The sequence below is a fragment of the Bacillus sp. Xin1 genome, from assembly GCF_013314535.1.
Lineage (GTDB): Bacteria > Bacillota > Bacilli > Bacillales > Bacillaceae_G > Bacillus_A.
Genome location: NZ_JABUAE010000065.1, coordinates 1 through 14,999, shown reverse-complemented (window position 1 = coordinate 14,999; position 14,999 = coordinate 1). Strand labels below are relative to the sequence as shown.

17 protein-coding genes and 1 pseudogene are annotated in these 14,999 nt (G+C 37.1%); 8 read left to right on the top strand and 10 right to left on the bottom strand.

Going from position 1 to position 14,999, the window contains the following annotated elements:
• Positions 1-375 precede the first annotated feature (375 nt).
• Both HRG09_RS26155 and HRG09_RS26150 read left to right on the top strand, forming a co-directional pair.
• The gene (locus HRG09_RS26155) at positions 376-1,059 is read left to right on the top strand and encodes an MgtC/SapB family protein (protein ID WP_174103769.1); all 684 of its coding nucleotides are present in this window, start codon (positions 376-378) and stop codon (positions 1,057-1,059) included.
• Between the two features lie 92 nt (positions 1,060-1,151).
• Entirely contained in the window at positions 1,152-2,147 is a 996-nt protein-coding gene (locus tag HRG09_RS26150) for a potassium channel family protein (RefSeq protein ID WP_174103767.1), read from the top strand.
• Here HRG09_RS26150 and HRG09_RS26145 read toward each other — a convergent pair.
• Both HRG09_RS26145 and HRG09_RS26140 read right to left on the bottom strand, forming a co-directional pair.
• On the bottom strand, positions 2,137-2,547 hold the full coding sequence (locus tag HRG09_RS26145; RefSeq protein ID WP_174103765.1) for a YugN-like family protein: 411 nt from the start codon (positions 2,545-2,547) through the stop codon (positions 2,137-2,139). The two genes, HRG09_RS26150 and HRG09_RS26145, sit on opposite strands and share 11 nt — an antisense overlap.
• Before the next feature lie 443 nt (positions 2,548-2,990).
• The gene (locus tag HRG09_RS26140) at positions 2,991-4,343 is read right to left on the bottom strand and encodes a glucose-6-phosphate isomerase (protein WP_174103763.1); all 1,353 of its coding nucleotides are present in this window, start codon (positions 4,341-4,343) and stop codon (positions 2,991-2,993) included.
• A gap of 301 nt (positions 4,344-4,644) precedes the next feature.
• Between HRG09_RS26140 and HRG09_RS26135 the strand changes: the two genes are divergently transcribed.
• Positions 4,645-4,878 carry a DUF378 domain-containing protein gene (locus tag HRG09_RS26135; RefSeq protein WP_174103761.1) on the top strand — a complete coding sequence of 78 codons (234 nt, stop codon included), beginning with the start codon at positions 4,645-4,647 and terminating at the stop codon, positions 4,876-4,878.
• 111 nt (positions 4,879-4,989) lie between these two features.
• Here HRG09_RS26135 and yugI read toward each other — a convergent pair whose 3' ends face one another.
• The 3 genes from yugI to HRG09_RS26120 all read right to left on the bottom strand — a co-directional run bounded on the left by yugI (position 4,990) and on the right by HRG09_RS26120 (position 7,325).
• A complete protein-coding gene (gene yugI / locus HRG09_RS26130; RefSeq protein WP_174103759.1) occupies positions 4,990-5,334 on the bottom strand; it encodes a S1 domain-containing post-transcriptional regulator GSP13 in 345 nt (114 codons plus the stop codon).
• A gap of 306 nt (positions 5,335-5,640) precedes the next feature.
• The gene (locus HRG09_RS26125; RefSeq protein WP_174103757.1) at positions 5,641-6,831 is read right to left on the bottom strand and encodes an aminotransferase; all 1,191 of its coding nucleotides are present in this window, start codon (positions 6,829-6,831) and stop codon (positions 5,641-5,643) included.
• The gene (locus HRG09_RS26120; RefSeq protein ID WP_174103755.1) at positions 6,828-7,325 is read right to left on the bottom strand and encodes an Lrp/AsnC family transcriptional regulator; all 498 of its coding nucleotides are present in this window, start codon (positions 7,323-7,325) and stop codon (positions 6,828-6,830) included. Before HRG09_RS26120 ends, HRG09_RS26125 begins: the two co-directional genes overlap by 4 nt.
• A 50-nt stretch (positions 7,326-7,375) precedes the next feature.
• Here HRG09_RS26120 and HRG09_RS26115 point away from each other — a divergent pair, with 50 nt between their 5' ends.
• Complete coding sequence (locus tag HRG09_RS26115) at positions 7,376-8,401, top strand: 2-hydroxyacid dehydrogenase (RefSeq protein WP_174103754.1); 1,026 nt, start codon at positions 7,376-7,378, stop codon at positions 8,399-8,401.
• Positions 8,402-8,591: 190 nt separating this feature from the next.
• Positions 8,592-9,431 carry an alpha/beta fold hydrolase gene (locus tag HRG09_RS26110; RefSeq protein ID WP_174103752.1) on the top strand — a complete coding sequence of 280 codons (840 nt, stop codon included), beginning with the start codon at positions 8,592-8,594 and terminating at the stop codon, positions 9,429-9,431.
• Between the two features lie 96 nt (positions 9,432-9,527).
• Here the strand turns inward: HRG09_RS26110 and HRG09_RS26105 are convergent, their stop codons facing one another.
• Entirely contained in the window at positions 9,528-9,779 is a 252-nt protein-coding gene (locus HRG09_RS26105) for a DUF1871 family protein (RefSeq protein WP_098338890.1), read from the bottom strand.
• 105 nt (positions 9,780-9,884) lie between these two features.
• Between HRG09_RS26105 and HRG09_RS26100 the strand changes: the two genes are divergently transcribed.
• Positions 9,885-11,036 (top strand): MalY/PatB family protein, encoded by a 1,152-nt coding sequence (locus HRG09_RS26100; RefSeq protein ID WP_174103750.1) that lies wholly within the window; start codon positions 9,885-9,887, stop codon positions 11,034-11,036.
• A 31-nt stretch (positions 11,037-11,067) separates the two neighbouring features.
• Here the strand turns inward: HRG09_RS26100 and HRG09_RS26095 are convergent, their stop codons facing one another.
• The 3 genes and pseudogenes from HRG09_RS26095 to HRG09_RS26085 form a co-directional block, all read right to left on the bottom strand.
• A complete protein-coding gene (locus HRG09_RS26095) occupies positions 11,068-11,610 on the bottom strand; it encodes a superoxide dismutase family protein (RefSeq protein WP_174103749.1) in 543 nt (180 codons plus the stop codon).
• A 69-nt stretch (positions 11,611-11,679) separates the two neighbouring features.
• Positions 11,680-11,856, bottom strand: a complete 177-nt coding sequence (locus HRG09_RS26090) for a hypothetical protein (protein WP_174103747.1) — start codon at positions 11,854-11,856, stop codon at positions 11,680-11,682.
• Between the two features lie 25 nt (positions 11,857-11,881).
• Positions 11,882-11,965 (bottom strand): annotated as a pseudogene (locus HRG09_RS26085) (DJ-1/PfpI family protein); the annotation flags it as partial.
• A 131-nt stretch (positions 11,966-12,096) separates the two neighbouring features.
• On the opposite strand from HRG09_RS26085, the gene kapB reads away from it, so the two are divergent.
• The gene (gene kapB / locus HRG09_RS26080) at positions 12,097-12,480 is read left to right on the top strand and encodes a kinase-associated lipoprotein KapB (protein WP_174103745.1); all 384 of its coding nucleotides are present in this window, start codon (positions 12,097-12,099) and stop codon (positions 12,478-12,480) included.
• 194 nt (positions 12,481-12,674) lie between these two features.
• Here kapB and kapD read toward each other — a convergent pair whose 3' ends face one another.
• Positions 12,675-13,298: a 3'-5' exonuclease KapD gene (gene kapD / locus HRG09_RS26075; protein WP_174103743.1), complete on the bottom strand. Its 624-nt coding sequence runs from the start codon at positions 13,296-13,298 to the stop codon at positions 12,675-12,677.
• A 268-nt stretch (positions 13,299-13,566) separates the two neighbouring features.
• Between kapD and HRG09_RS26070 the strand changes: the two genes are divergently transcribed.
• Positions 13,567-14,892, top strand: a complete 1,326-nt coding sequence (locus HRG09_RS26070) for an ArsB/NhaD family transporter (protein ID WP_174103741.1) — start codon at positions 13,567-13,569, stop codon at positions 14,890-14,892.
• The last annotated feature ends 107 nt before the right edge of the window (positions 14,893-14,999 follow it).

Genomic DNA, 14,999 nt, shown 5'->3' with positions numbered 1-14,999 from the left:
GTTTGCCGCTCGTTTGCGACTCCCTTATGTTAACATCTTCATTTTTCGATGTCAACTAAATTTTTTAATTTCTTTTTTCGCTTTCTGCTGTTTCGCATCAGCGACGGTTATTAATATATCATGTAGAAAAATGAAATGCAACACTCTTTTTAAAACTTTTTTATAAAAATAGCCAAATTTCTTTATTAACCTCATATACTTAACTAAAATAGCCATTTCAGCCCTATCCAATTACTACATATATTTCAAAAGCTAACACCTCATTTGGCAGGAAATCATAACCTCGTTGTTAAAAAGCTTAAGTTATGAATGCATATTGCACTCATTTATTATCGCTACATTACATTGAACAAACTTATAAGGAGGAATATACATATGGACTATACCGATTTACTAATCAAGCTAGGTCTCTCTGCCATTTTAGGATTCGCTATTGGTTTAGAACGTGAGTTAAAGAGAAAACCACTCGGTTTAAAAACTTGCTTAGTTATTTCTATTATTAGTTGCCTCCTTACCATTGTTTCTATTAAAGCAGCTTATACTTTACCCCACACAGATCATATAAATATGGATCCCCTTCGTCTCGCAGCTCAAATTGTCTCCGGAATTGGTTTTTTAGGTGCAGGGGTTATATTAAGAAGAGGAAATGACAGTATTGCTGGATTAACTACTGCCGCTATGATTTGGGGAGCTTCTGGTATTGGGGTTGCCGTTGGAGCAGGTTTTTATATTGAAGCAATTTTCGGCATGTGCTTCCTTATGATTAGCGTTGAGCTTATCCCATTAACGATGAAATTTTTAGGACCAAGGTCACTACGGCAGCGTGATATCGTTGTGAAACTTGTTGTTGTACGCCGAATGGAAAATATCGCTATTGTTATTGAAGAAATAAAAGGAATGGATATAAACGTAAAGAATATGAAGCTAAAAACATTAGAAAACGGTTCACACTTTTTACAACTAAAATTGTCAATTGACCAAAAAAAACATACAGCTGACGTCTACTATGCACTGCAACATTTAGAAATTGTACAACAAACGGAGGTTGAAAGCATGTGATATTTCGAAAAAACTCTCTTATAAAAAAGAGAGTTTTTCTTTTTTTCATAATGGTAACAATGTAGCTATACAAAATGAGGAGGAATATAAATTTGAATTCACGTACCAATATAATAGATGTATTTCGAGACTCCATTATTTTTCGTTTAGTTACCTTTATTATCATACTTATTACTGTGTTTGGTTTTCTAATATACAAATTAGAACCGAAGTATTTTTCTACCTGGTTTGACGGTATATGGTGGGCGATTGTCACCACATTTACTATCGGTTACGGTGATTACGTCCCACACACACCTGTAGGGAAACTCGTCGGTATGCTCCTTATCCTAATAGGAACAGGATTTTGTTCCTATTATATGGTGCTATTCGCTACTGAAATGATTAGTAAACAATATATGAAAATTAAAGGAGAAGAAGCGGCTTCTTGTCATGGTCATATGATTATTGTTGGGTGGAATGAACGCGCCAAACACGTAGTAAGCCAAATGCATATTTTACAGCCAAACCTTGATATCGTACTCATCGATGAAACACTTTCTTTGCTTCCAAGACCGTTTCATCATCTAACCTTTATTAAGGGGTGTCCACATCACGATCAAACTTTGTTAAAAGCAAATATCAAGACTGCCCACACCATTTTAATAACAGCAGATAAAGAAAAAAATGAAAGCTTAGCTGATACACAATCAATTTTAAATATTTTAACTGCGAAAGGATTAAATCCAACTATTCATTGCATTGCCGAACTACTTACTTCCGATCAAATTCAAAATGCAACGAGAGCTGGAGCAACAGAAATTATTGAAGGGAATAAATTAACAAGCTATGTCTTTACTGCGTCCCTTTTATTCCCTTCCATTTCAGGTGTGTTATTTACGCTTTATAATGAAATCTCAGAAAGCAAATTACAACTAATGGCTGCTCCTTCATCCTATATTGGGAAAACTTTCGAAGTTTGCAGTAGCCTGCTTTTAAAACAAGATACTTTACTATTAGGTATACAGCGCGATGAACAATATCACATCAATCCTGTTCATTCTTTTATTACTATTGAAAGTGACGTCTTTATCATAATTAAGCATTGATAAGATGCTGCTCTAGCTCTTTTACTAATACCTTGCCGATATCAATATATTTTCGTTTTATATTGCCATCTGCATCTTTCGGTTCTGCAAATTGATCTAATCCACTTGTCCCAGCTGCAAGCGTGTTTACTTGATCATCAAGTTCGTCTTGATATACATGTGAAAGAAGATACGGTGTTTCAAGGCGAACTATTACCCCGGGTACATCAAGCTCTCCTTCTACTGCTGTAAATGGTACCCGTAAAAACTGATAACCTTCTTCCTCATCTATTTTATAATCGAAGCATCCTTTATCATAATCCCAATTGCCACCGATGCTATACCCAAGCGGTTTCAATGTTTCCTCTAGCTTAAAAAGAGCATATGTATGACCTTCTAAATTTGATTGAATCGGAATCAAGCTATTCATCCTTTCTAGACTTTTTCCTTAGCATGCCCGTTCCGATATGAATATATCGGCGGAACCAACATCTATATCATATCGATTTACCAACAAACATCTGACACTTCGCCTTCCAAATTTAGACCATAAAAAAACTGTTGGGGATCTTCCCAACAGTTTTTTTGCTACAGCGGTTCTGATCAAGCCATTTCCGCTTTCCCTTGTCCAGCTACGCCTCCTAGGCCCTTCCGTCTAAGAACCTTCCGCACGAGAAAGTAAAAAGCACTTTCTGTACGGAAGAACCTTAGCCGACGGGCCTAAACAGTCGGCTTCGCTTTTCTACTATCCAGCTTCAATGGCTAGAATAGTCGGTGGCTTCGCTTCTTCCACCGAGGCAAAGAACACCTCTATGTCAGAAGGTCCATCCCCCTCCCATTCTGAACGAGCCATTTCCGCTTTCCCTATTTCAAACGCTCTTCTAATTCTGCTTTTAGTTCTCCGAATCCTGGTTTTCCAAGTAGAGCAAACATGTTTTTCTTGTATGCTTCTACACCTGGTTGATCAAATGGATTTACGCCTAGTAAGTAGCCGCTCATCGCACATGCTTTTTCGAAGAAGTATACAAGGTAACCAAATGTATACTCATTTAATTCTGGAATATTAACGATTAAGTTTGGTACTCCGCCATCGCTATGTGCAAGTAATGTACCTTCGTATGCTTTTGTGTTTACGAAGTCTACTGTTTCACCAGCAAGGTAGTTTAAACCATCTAAATCGTTCTCATCTAATTCGATTTTTAGTTCATGTGTAGATTTCCCTACTTTAAGAACTGTTTCAAATAAGTCACGACGTCCTTCTTGAATGTATTGACCCAATGAATGCAAGTCAGTAGAGAAGTTTGCTGAAGATGGGAAAATACCCTTTTGATCTTTTCCTTCACTTTCACCAAATAACTGTTTCCACCATTCAGCAAAATATTGAAGTGCTGGCTCATAGTTAACAAGCATTTCAATTGTTTTACCTTTATTGTATAAAGCATTACGTACAACTGCATATTGGTAAGCTGGGTTTTCTTCTAGCTCAGATTTTGCAAAATCGTTACGACCAGCAGCTGCACCTTTCATCATTTCTTCAATATTTAAACCGCTAACTGCAATTGGCAATAAACCAACTGGTGTTAATACAGAGAAACGACCGCCAACATCATCTGGAATTACAAATGTTTCGTATCCTTCTTCGTCAGCTAATGTTTTTAAAGCACCACGCGCTTTATCAGTTGTTGCATAAATACGTTTACGAGCTTCTTCTTTTCCATATTTCTCTTCTAATAATTTACGGAACAGGCGGAATGCAATTGCAGGTTCTGTTGTTGTACCTGATTTGGAAATAACGTTAATGGAGAAATCTTTACCTTCTAATACATCCATTAAATCTTTCATGTAAGTGGAGCTAATGTTTTGTCCAACAAATAGCACTTGTGGAGTTTTGCGTTGTTCTTTAGAAAGCGTATTGTAGAAAGAATGGTTTAACATTTCAATTGCTGCACGTGCTCCTAAGTAAGAACCACCAATACCTACAACAAGTAAAATGTCTGAGTCATTTTTAATTTTCTCTGCACTCTTTTGAATGCGAGCAAATTCTTCTTTGTCATATTGAAGCGGAAGCTCTACCCACCCAAGGAAATCGTTCCCAGCTCCTGTTTTTTCATGGATTGCATGATGTGATACTTTTACTGCATCACGTAAATAAGTTAGTTCGTGTTCACTGATGAACGATAACGCTTTAGAATAATCGAACGTTACATGTGTGCTCATCTTTTTCCCTCCAATTATGTATATGTATTTCTGTATTCACTTTAGCGAAACTGAGGTTGTAAATCAAGCAATTGGAGAATTGTAAACGCAACCAATATTTATTTTTTAAAAAAAGTTCATTTTTCGTATAAAAATTCGCATTTTTCGGTATAGATGTATATACATCATATAATAAATATTTTTTATGTATAAAAACTCCACAAGACAACCATTCTATAAAAGAGTTAAGTCTTATAAAGCGCAATTTTACCTTATAACAAAAGACTTGCTTATGCTTCACATTTAAGGAGGGCTATTTGAGATGAGTACTTTACAACGTATTGCACTAGTATTCACTGTAATCGGTGCCGTTAACTGGGGACTTATTGGATTCTTTCAATTTGACTTAGTAGCAGCTATTTTCGGTGGACAAAACTCTGCTCTCGCACGAATTATTTACGGTATCGTTGGTATTTCTGGGCTCATTAATCTTGGTTTACTATTCAAACCATCTGAAAATCTTGGCACTGACCCAGAAACACATGAAGTTCGATAATAGGTATGTCACCTTTCCCATCCGACATACGAATATGATTGCATGCAATCATATTTGCTAATATATATCATAACCAAGTAAAAAGAGGATCACTGTTTAGCGATCCTCTTTTTACTTGGTTAACTGTGATTCTTCAATCCACTCTGTTAACTTTTCGCGAAGCGTATTAAACCCTTTATCAGATGGCTTTGGTACGATGATTCTTCCTTGCTTGCGCTTTGCTGCTTTTAACGATAAACTCATTTTTCTGTGTTCTTCATCAATTGAAAGTACCTTTACTTCTACCGTATCTCCGACCTTTAAAAAGTCATGAATATCTTTCACATATCCATTTGTAATTTCAGATATGTGCACAAGCCCTTGTGTTTCTTGATCCAGTGCTACAAATGCACCGTAATCTTGAATTCCAGTTACTTTCCCTTTTACAACCACTCCTGTTGTGTATTGTTCTGACATATGAAACACTCCCATACGTTTACCATTTTCTCTGCGCTTTGCAGATTGCAGTAAAAGTACCCACCTCAAAATTCAGACAAATATAGCTACGCGAAGTGAGTAACTGCTCATAAATACGCGATTGGTGAAAGTATACTCTCAAGCAAACAAAATATATCACTCAAGAAAAACTCCACTCTATATTAGTAAATTATACCACTAGCTTCCCTTTCATTCAAAATTCATGAAAAAGTTTCCTTTAGTAAGTATAATTTTCAAATATTGGGATAGAATACTAACACATGGCTTTCTAGTATTCCCCCCCTTTTATGGACAAAACGTATTCTGTTTTGTCCTTTTTTTATTCTCTACAAATCGTTTCATTCGCTTCATCGCTTTCATTAATTGCTCAAGTGAAGTTGCATAGGAACAACGAACAAACCCTTCACCGCTCTCACCAAATACATTTCCAGGTACAACTGCCACTTTTTCTTCTAACAATAACTGTTCTGCAAATTCTGCTGAGGATAATCCTGTAGAAGAAATAGAAGGAAACACATAAAAAGCTCCTCCTGGCACATGACATGTTAAGCCCATTTCGTTAAACGATGTCGTCATAAAATTACGACGTTTTTTATAACTGTCTCTCATTCGAATGACTTCATCATTCCCAAAGCGAAGCGCTTCCAAAGCTGCAAACTGTGACATCGTCGGTGCACACATCATTGAATATTGATGAATTTTCAGCATTAATTCTGAGAAATGTACAGGAGCCGCAATCATTCCAAGGCGCCATCCAGTCATCGCAAATCCTTTTGAAAACCCTGAAATTAAAATGGTATGGGCACGCATATTCTGAATGCTTGCAAAACTCGTATAAGCCTCGTCATATACAAGCTCTGCATAAATCTCATCCGATAATACAATGAGATTGTACTTTTCCACGATTGCCGCTAATTTTTCTAATTCATCCCTGTTTAAAAGTGCTCCCGTTGGATTATTTGGAGAGCAAAGTAAAATAGCTTTTGTTTTTGTTGTAATAGCTACTTCTATTTGCTCCGGCTGTACTTTAAATGCCGTTTCTAAAGAAGTTGCTACTGGAACCGGTACTCCACCAGCTAATGTAACTAGTGGTGCATATGATACAAAGCTCGGTTCAATGATGATTACTTCATCGCCCGGATTTACAATGGCGCGCATCGCAACATCTAATGCTTGGCTCGCTCCAACCGTAACAATAATCTCTTCATTTGGGTCATATGAAACATGAAATTGCTTTTGAATATACTTTGCTATTTCTTGACGCAACTCCAATAATCCTGCATTTGCAGTATATGCTGTATATCCTTCCTCTAACGAACGAATACATGCTTGCCTTACATGCCATGGTGTAACAAAATCCGGCTCTCCCACTCCAAGTGAAATAACACCTTTCATACTTGCCGCTAAGTCAAAAAACTTACGGATACCGGATGGTTGTAAAGATTCTGCTACTCTTGATAGCTCAAACTGCTTCATGGTGCCACCACAATTCGTTTATCATCATCAGTTTTGTCATAAATAAGTCCCTCATGTTTATATTTTTTTAAAATAAAATGAGTTGTTGTTGAAACAACTGATTCAATTGTTGCTAATTTTTCCGAAACAAATGTTGCTACTTCAGCCATAGTCTTTCCTTCTAGCGTAATAGAAAGATCATATGTCCCCGACATTAAATAAACCGATTTCACTTCTGAATAACGGTAAATTTGCTCAGCAACTGCGTCGAATCCAACTCCATGTTTAGGTGTAACTTTCACATCAATCATTGCAGTTAAACCGCTATGTTCTTTTACTTTTGTCCAATCAATATGTGTAACGTAATCCACAATGATTTTTTCTCTTTCTAATTTCTCAATCATTTCTTTTACTACTTCTACTTCTATATTTAACATTTTCGCTAAAGTTTCTACGGATAAACGACTATTTTTTTCAAGACAAGCTAATAATTCTAATTCTTTTTCAGTCACCATATTCTTCATCCTTCCTTTTATTTGTTTTTAAATTATACAGATATCCTTTTATGTTTGAAAAGAAGATTTTTTTAGAGAATTGTGTAAAAATAAAAAAGAAAGGGGCTAAAACCGTGAAACCAAAAGTATATATTGCTGATCGCGTTCCAAAATTTGTAGAAACATATATCTCTGAGCATTGTGAATATGAAAAATGGGATAGTAGCGAGAAAATACCTCGTGAAGTTTTATTGGAAAAAGTACAAGATAAACAGGGTTTGCTTAACTTTGGTGCAAAAATTGATGAAGAATTGTTACAAGCAGCTCCTCACTTAAAAGTTGTAAGTAACATTTCTGTTGGCTATGATAATTTTGATTTAGAAGCGATGAAGCGTAAAAATGTGATTGGAACAAATACGCCATATGTATTAGATGATACCGTTGCTGATCTTGTTTTCGCCCTCATGTTATCAGCAGGACGCCGCGTATGCGAACTTGATTCTTATGTGAAACAAGGGAAATGGGACGATGAAATTAAAAAAGAACATTTCGGATTAGACATCCACCATAGTACAATCGGGATTATTGGAATGGGGCGAATTGGAGAGGCTGTTGCCAAGCGAGCAAAATTCGGATTCGATATGAACGTTCTTTATTATAACCGTCGCCGTAAAGAAGAGGCTGAACAAAAATTTGATGCTACATATTGTGATTTAAACACGCTATTAGCGCAATCAGATTTTATCGTTCTTCTCACTCCATTAACAGAAGAAACATATCATCTCATTGGAGAAAAGGAATTTTCATTAATGAAAGAAACAGCAATTTTCATTAATGCTTCTCGCGGGAAAACAGTCGATGAGGATGCATTAATTGAGGCCTTGCAGCAAAAGAAAATCTTTGCAGCAGGCATCGATACATTTACAACAGAACCGATTGAAAAAGATAATCCGCTCTTATCTTTAACAAACGTTGTTACTCTGCCACACATTGGATCTGCGACATTAAAGACAAGACACGAGATGGCAATGACAGCTGCGAAAAATCTAGTAACCGGGTTAGAAGGGAATACGCCGCCTAATATTGTGCGTGGATAAAGTGAAACTTTAATCGGTGGTTTTTCTTCATCCTCCCTACCTTCACTCTACTGAATTTTGAGGTGGAAGTACTACTAAAACTAAACAATCCAAAAGGCAAGATGGATAATCCCCATCTTGCCTTTTTTTGTTAACATAAATCTTTTCCCACTAGGAGATGCTATGAAAAAAATCCATGGAGTGAAAGAAAATGAAACTTGAGATAGAGCATCCCTACTTCACTTTTTCCACTCGCGGCACTACCGTTCACTACGAGTTATATGAGCACCATAGTAAAGAGGCCAGACCAACGTTTGTACTCGTTCATGGTTTTCTATCATCCTCATTTAGTTATCGGCGACTCATCCCATTGCTTACTAAAGAAGGCACTGTTGTCGCACTTGATTTGCCACCGTTTGGAAAAAGTGATAAATCAAATCAATTTACATATTCCTATCGTAATTTAGCAACTGTAATTATTGATTTAATGGAACATTTAGCATTGCAAAACATTGTGTTAGTCGGTCATTCAATGGGCGGACAAATCTCACTCTACGTCAATCGCCTGCGTCCTGATTTAATTAACAAAACGATTTTACTATGCAGTTCAAGTTACTTAGATCGAGCAAATCTACCTTTAATTTATTCTTCCTACTTACCATTTTTCCATTTATACGTGAAAAATTGGATTATTCGAAGAGGCATTGTTCATAATTTAATGAATGTCGTTCACGATCACTCTTTAATTGATGATGAAATGATGGAAGGTTACGCTGCTCCCTTTTACGATAACCGGATTTTTCCTGCTTTAACGCGAATGATTAGGGACCGGGAAGGGGATTTATCGTCAGCAGAATTACGAAAAATTGAAACACCAACTTTACTCATATGGGGCGAAAAAGACCGTGTTGTTCCTGTTCATGTCGGGCAACGATTGCACGGTGACTTACCGAACTCTAAATTTATTTCATACGAAAATACAGGGCACTTACTACCAGAGGAAAAACCAGAACATGTGTATGAAGAGATCATGGCATTTTCAGCACAGTAATTCCGATATATCATTGATTCCAGCTAATATATCAATCGTTCTCCAAAACAGGGCATGACCCATCAAAAAATAAAGGCTGTCGAAACACCCGACAGCCTACAATGAACAGCTTCCACCTTCTTTTAGTACAAGTAATTCCTCTGCTAGCTTCTCACATTTTTCGATAGCCGGCACTTCTTCAAACGACATGAAATAAATATGCTGAATTTTTTTTGCAATATATTTCGGATCGTCAAACGCACTTACCACGTACACAACATCACTTGCTTCTGTTTCATAAAATTCTGGCCCCATTTGAAATGGATCCCAGTTCTTCACCATTTCCACCATCTTTTCATATGCACCCATCTACTTCCCGCCTTTTCCACTTTTTAAATCTTTTCTTTATCGTATCATATCAGCTATGCTAGAAGAAGTAAGGAACTTTCACAAAACCATGAAGGGAGCAACAATATGCAGCAATTTCATAAAACTGTAAATCGTCGTGGGACCCATAGTGTAAAGTGGGATACATATGAGAATGAAGAACTGTTACATGCATGGATTGCCGATATGGATTTTCCTATTCCAGAGCCAATTCAAATTGCATTACAAAAACGTCTTGAACATCCTATTTTCGGCTATACAATACCGCCAGAAGAGATTACCGATACGATTTGTCAGTGGACAAAAAGCCAATACAATTGGGAAATAAAAAAAGAGTGGATTGTATTTAGCCCAGGTATCGTCCCGGCTCTTAGTGCAAGTGTACAAGCTTTAACAAACGAAGGTGAATCTGTACTTGTACAACCACCTATCTACCCGCCATTCTTTGATATGGTCATAAAAAATCAACGCCACCTGTGCGAAAATCCGCTACATTTGCAAAATGGTTCCTACACCATGGACTTTGAACATTTAGAAACACAGTTTAAGCAAGGGGTAAAACTCATGCTTCTTTGCAGTCCGCATAATCCTGTTGGACGCGTTTGGACAAAGGATGAGCTTACAAAACTAGGAGATTTATGTGAACGCTATAATGTAACCGTTGTCACGGATGAAATCCATGCAGACATCATTTTCTCAGATTATACTCATACACCATTTGCTTCTTTATCTAAATCATTGGCAGCGCGTACCATTACTTGTATGGCGCCAAGTAAAACATTTAATATTGCTGGATTACAAGCGTCCCTTATTATTATTCCAGATCAAAAGATTCGGGATGCCTTTACATCTGTACAATATCGTCAAGGTTTCCATGGGCTAAATATATTTGCTTATGCGGCAATGAAAAGTGCCTATACAGAGTGTAACGAATGGTTAACAGACATCCGTTTATATATAGAAGAAAATGCTCGGTTTGCTCGTGAATTTATTGAAACGCACATCCCTACCCTTTCTGTCATTCAACCAGAAGGTACTTTTTTAGTATGGGTTGATTGCTCTCGCCTTGGACTCTCTCAAGAAGAACGCACAAAGCAACTTGAAGAAAAGGGCAAAATTATCGTGGAACCAGGTGAAAAATACGGAACAGGTGGTGGACAGCACATTCGTATTAATATCGGTTGTCCAAGAAAGCAACTTGAAGAAATACTGCGTAGACTGAAGTATACATTTTCATAATCAACTAAAAAGCTACCCTTCCAGGTAGCTTCTACTTTTTCTTAACCTCTGATGCTTTTTTTACAATGACGCCACAAGCAATTCGATTCCCTGAATTTCCAGCAGGCTGCGTCATACCATCATCAGGCTTGTCCGTAATAATGATAGCTGCACCGTCTTTTCGGTGAATTGTCGTTCTCCCTTCTTCAAGAGATATATTCGGCGCCTCAATTTCCGCTTCAATCGCGCCTTTATCATCTGCAATTACATTCGGCAAGTCTCCATTTTCTGCACCTTTTGGATTCATAAGTCCATGTTTCTTTTTCTCATCTAGATTGAAATGATTACCAGCTGATACGAAACGAGGTGCTTTACACTCCCCAATTTCATGAATGTGTAATCCATGTGCTCCTGGTTCGAATCCTTCAGCCTTAATGGATATTTTCACACCACCCGTTTGTTGTTTCACTTTCGCTGTACCTACTTCATCACCAGAGGCGTTATGTAATTTCACCTCGATTTCTTTCGGGTTTCCTTTATCGCAACCTGTCATAAGAAACAGCAAACAACACCCAAATAAAAGCTGCTTTTTCATCACAATTCCCTCCAAAATACATTCTGCCCTTAGATTGTCCGAGCATAGAGGGAAACATACCACACTACGTTACTGTTTCTTCTCAGCTAATAACTTCTTTTCTACCTTCTGCAAACGTTCAGCCTCTCTCTTTGATACGCGAATAAACATGCGCCACGTTGCAATCGCACCAATGATGAATAAAACACAAACAATTCCTGGAATAATATATTCTGTTTTATCTTCTGGAAAATATAAAGGCATCATAAAGATCACTCCTTTGTTTTTTCTACACTTTTACTCTATTCAGTAAATCCCATGGTAGAAATACATCTATATCTGTGAATTCATCGATGCAAACAATACATATCTTCATCACTTCAACTCATCAGAATTTTCTGTCACATTTCAAATTATAACATTTCTTACACACAAATTCATTCCCCACAAAATGATTTCTTTGACTCTCCCTCGCTCTTTCCTTACTATAAAATTGAGGTGAAAAATATGAGCGAAACATTCCAAATTGGTGAAATTGTAACTGGCATTTATAAAACAGGAAAATATATCGGCGAAATCACAAACAGCCGTCCTGGGAGCTACGTTGTCAAAGTATTAGCTGTTTTAAAGCACCCTACACAAGGCGATTTACATAATGTGAAACAAGCTGATGTTCCATTTTTCCATGAACGACGCGCTTTAGCATTCAGGGAGCAAACAAATATCCCGCAGCAAATGGTGAGAAAATACGAGGGCGATATTCCGGATTATAAAGAATCCTTACAATCGGCATTAGAAGCACAAATGAATGCATTTTCGGAAGATGATTCTCCCTTTGCAAAGCGTAGTTTGCAAACACTCCAGCAATTAAAACAAGATTACAAGCTATAAAGTGAAACTTTAATCAGTGGGTTATCTCTTCATCTCCCACTGATTATGAGCCCTCACCAATCGGGCTTTTGCGGGCAATTGATCCCCCCACCTATCTTCCTCGTTTTCCTTGAATCTTGAGGTGGGGATCTTACTGCCCGCGAATAGCGGGATAAAAACAAAGCGACCAAATTACACAGTTTGTAATTTGGTCGCTATTGTGTACTCACTTTCTTTAACACTTTCGAAAAATCGATAAGCTCCCCTAAAGTGGGGGGGGATGGCTTTACTAAATATTCTTTGTCCTTTTCGACCAGCTTAAAAATATTATAAGTCGTCATCGCATCATCAAGCGCACAATGATGCTTTCCTGTTCCTACTTTCCCGTATGCCTCAATCGCTTTCCATAACCCTGTTTGATTCCGTTCTCCAAAGAAACGTTTATACTCGAGAGATAAATCCCGGCATTGTCCTGAAAAAGGGAACGCTACACCTACTGCCTCACAATTATGCCTCAATACTTTCATATCCATATTGCCCCACGTTACAATCGTTGTGTGGCAACGTTTTTCATATTGGACAAGTTTTTCGACAAGTTCTAAAAAAGAAATCCCTCCATCTACTGCTTCTTGTTTAATACCTAAAAATTTTTTGCACCGCTCTGTTAAGCATGAAAAAGTTTCCGGCCTTACATAAGATGAATACGTATCTTCCACTACACAATCCACAACTGATACAAGTCCCACCTCAATAATCTCTGGAAAAAATCCCTTTGGTTTTTTCCTATTTTGAGGCATCGTGAATTCGAAATCTAAAAATAAAAATTGTTTTTCATCCATACGATCCCTTCCTTATCATTTCGTCTACTTTCTCCTCCTACACGAACATTCTCGAATGCTAATCATTCAGATTGGATGTATCTTATGTATATGTCAAATAACCGCAAATATTTTCAAAAAGGAGAAAAATTCATTTCCATAGAAAATATGACAAAACAAACCCTTTCATTTACATCCGACATTTTTCTACTTTATAATGGCTTTAAGTGTGTTTCTTCCAAAAATTTATGACACACTAAGAAAAGTTACCCGAAAGGAGATGGAATTTTTGCACGAAACAACGCAAGAAATCGCAAACTGGCAATATTACTTTGCAATCGCAGTCTTTCTAATTACATATGCCATTATCATTTCAGAAAAAATTAATCGTGCTGTTATCGCACTTCTTGGTGCAGCACTGATGGTAATAGTAGGTGTTGTTGATTTACACAATGCTTTTACAAAACATATCGAGTGGGGAACAATTACGCTACTGATTGGTATGATGATTTTAGTTAACATCACGAGTAAATCGGGCGTGTTCCAATATGTTGCAATTAAAGCCGCTAAACAAGCACAAGGAAGTCCAATTAAAATTTTAATTTCTCTTTCTTTGCTTACCGCGATTGGTTCCGCATTTCTAGATAACGTAACAACTGTACTTCTTGTTGTTCCTGTTACTTTATCTATTACGCGCATTTTACAAGTAAATCCTGTTCCATATTTACTTTCTGAGATTATTTTCTCAAATATTGGGGGAACAGCAACATTAATTGGTGATCCTCCAAACATTATGATCGGTTCTGCAAATAAACATTTAGATTTCAATGCTTTCTTATTCAACTTAGCACCAATCGTGCTTATCATTATCGCTGTGACAGCAACAATGATTTATTTTATGTACCGCAAGCAGCTCATCGCTGATCCTGTACAAGTTAAAAAATTAATGAGCTTAGATGAAAAACAATACATTAAAGACCCTGTATTAATGAAAAAATCTTTAACAGTACTTGGTCTTACAATCCTTGGATTCATGACTCATTCTATTTTCCACATTGATGCAGCCGTAATCGCATTAACAGGCGCTACTGTACTTATGCTAATCGGTGTAAAAGAACATGAAATTGAAGAAGTATTTGCTCATGTAGAGTGGATTACAATTTTCTTCTTTGCTGGTCTATTCGTACTCGTTGGTGGACTCATTGATATCGGACTCATTAAAATGCTAGCTCAAAAAGTAATTAATTTAACAGGCGGGGATATTTCTTACGCGTCTATCCTTATTTTATGGGTATCTGGTATTGCATCAGCAACGATCGATAACATTCCATTCGTTGCAACAATGATTCCACTTATTAACGATATGGCAGTCGGTCTTGGTCTATCACCTTCCGATGCACAAATCGACGTATTATGGTGGTCATTAGCATTAGGAGCTTGTCTAGGCGGAAACGGAACATTAATCGGTGCTTCCGCTAACGTAATCGTAGCAGGAATCGCAAGCCGTGAAGGACATAAATTTAGCTACATGGAATTCTTAAAATTCGGTTTCCCGATTATGATTGTTTCATTAATTATCTCTCACATTTATATTTATCTGCGTTATTTAATGTAGAAATAAAAAGCGGCAGTGGCTCGCAAAAAAGAAAGGCTATCGTTGCAACGATAGCCTTTCTTTTTCATATATCGACGATTTTTTCAATATATCGACCGTTTCTTCAC

Coding starts and splice junctions, on each gene's coding strand:
- HRG09_RS26155 (WP_174103769.1), top strand. CDS start 376: ATGGACTATACCGATTTACTAATCAAGCTAGGTCTCTCTGCCATTTTA.
- HRG09_RS26140 (WP_174103763.1), bottom strand. CDS start 4,343: ATGAGCACACATGTAACGTTCGATTATTCTAAAGCGTTATCGTTCATC.
- HRG09_RS26135 (WP_174103761.1), top strand. CDS start 4,645: ATGAGTACTTTACAACGTATTGCACTAGTATTCACTGTAATCGGTGCC.
- yugI (WP_174103759.1), bottom strand. CDS start 5,334: ATGTCAGAACAATACACAACAGGAGTGGTTGTAAAAGGGAAAGTAACT.
- HRG09_RS26125 (WP_174103757.1), bottom strand. CDS start 6,831: ATGAAGCAGTTTGAGCTATCAAGAGTAGCAGAATCTTTACAACCATCC.
- HRG09_RS26120 (WP_174103755.1), bottom strand. CDS start 7,325: ATGGTGACTGAAAAAGAATTAGAATTATTAGCTTGTCTTGAAAAAAAT.
- HRG09_RS26115 (WP_174103754.1), top strand. CDS start 7,376: ATGTTTGAAAAGAAGATTTTTTTAGAGAATTGTGTAAAAATAAAAAAG.
- HRG09_RS26110 (WP_174103752.1), top strand. CDS start 8,592: ATGAAACTTGAGATAGAGCATCCCTACTTCACTTTTTCCACTCGCGGC.
- HRG09_RS26105 (WP_098338890.1), bottom strand. CDS start 9,779: ATGGGTGCATATGAAAAGATGGTGGAAATGGTGAAGAACTGGGATCCA.
- HRG09_RS26100 (WP_174103750.1), top strand. CDS start 9,885: ATGCAGCAATTTCATAAAACTGTAAATCGTCGTGGGACCCATAGTGTA.
- HRG09_RS26095 (WP_174103749.1), bottom strand. CDS start 11,610: ATGAAAAAGCAGCTTTTATTTGGGTGTTGTTTGCTGTTTCTTATGACA.
- HRG09_RS26090 (WP_174103747.1), bottom strand. CDS start 11,856: ATGATGCCTTTATATTTTCCAGAAGATAAAACAGAATATATTATTCCA.
- kapB (WP_174103745.1), top strand. CDS start 12,097: ATGAGCGAAACATTCCAAATTGGTGAAATTGTAACTGGCATTTATAAA.
- kapD (WP_174103743.1), bottom strand. CDS start 13,298: ATGGATGAAAAACAATTTTTATTTTTAGATTTCGAATTCACGATGCCT.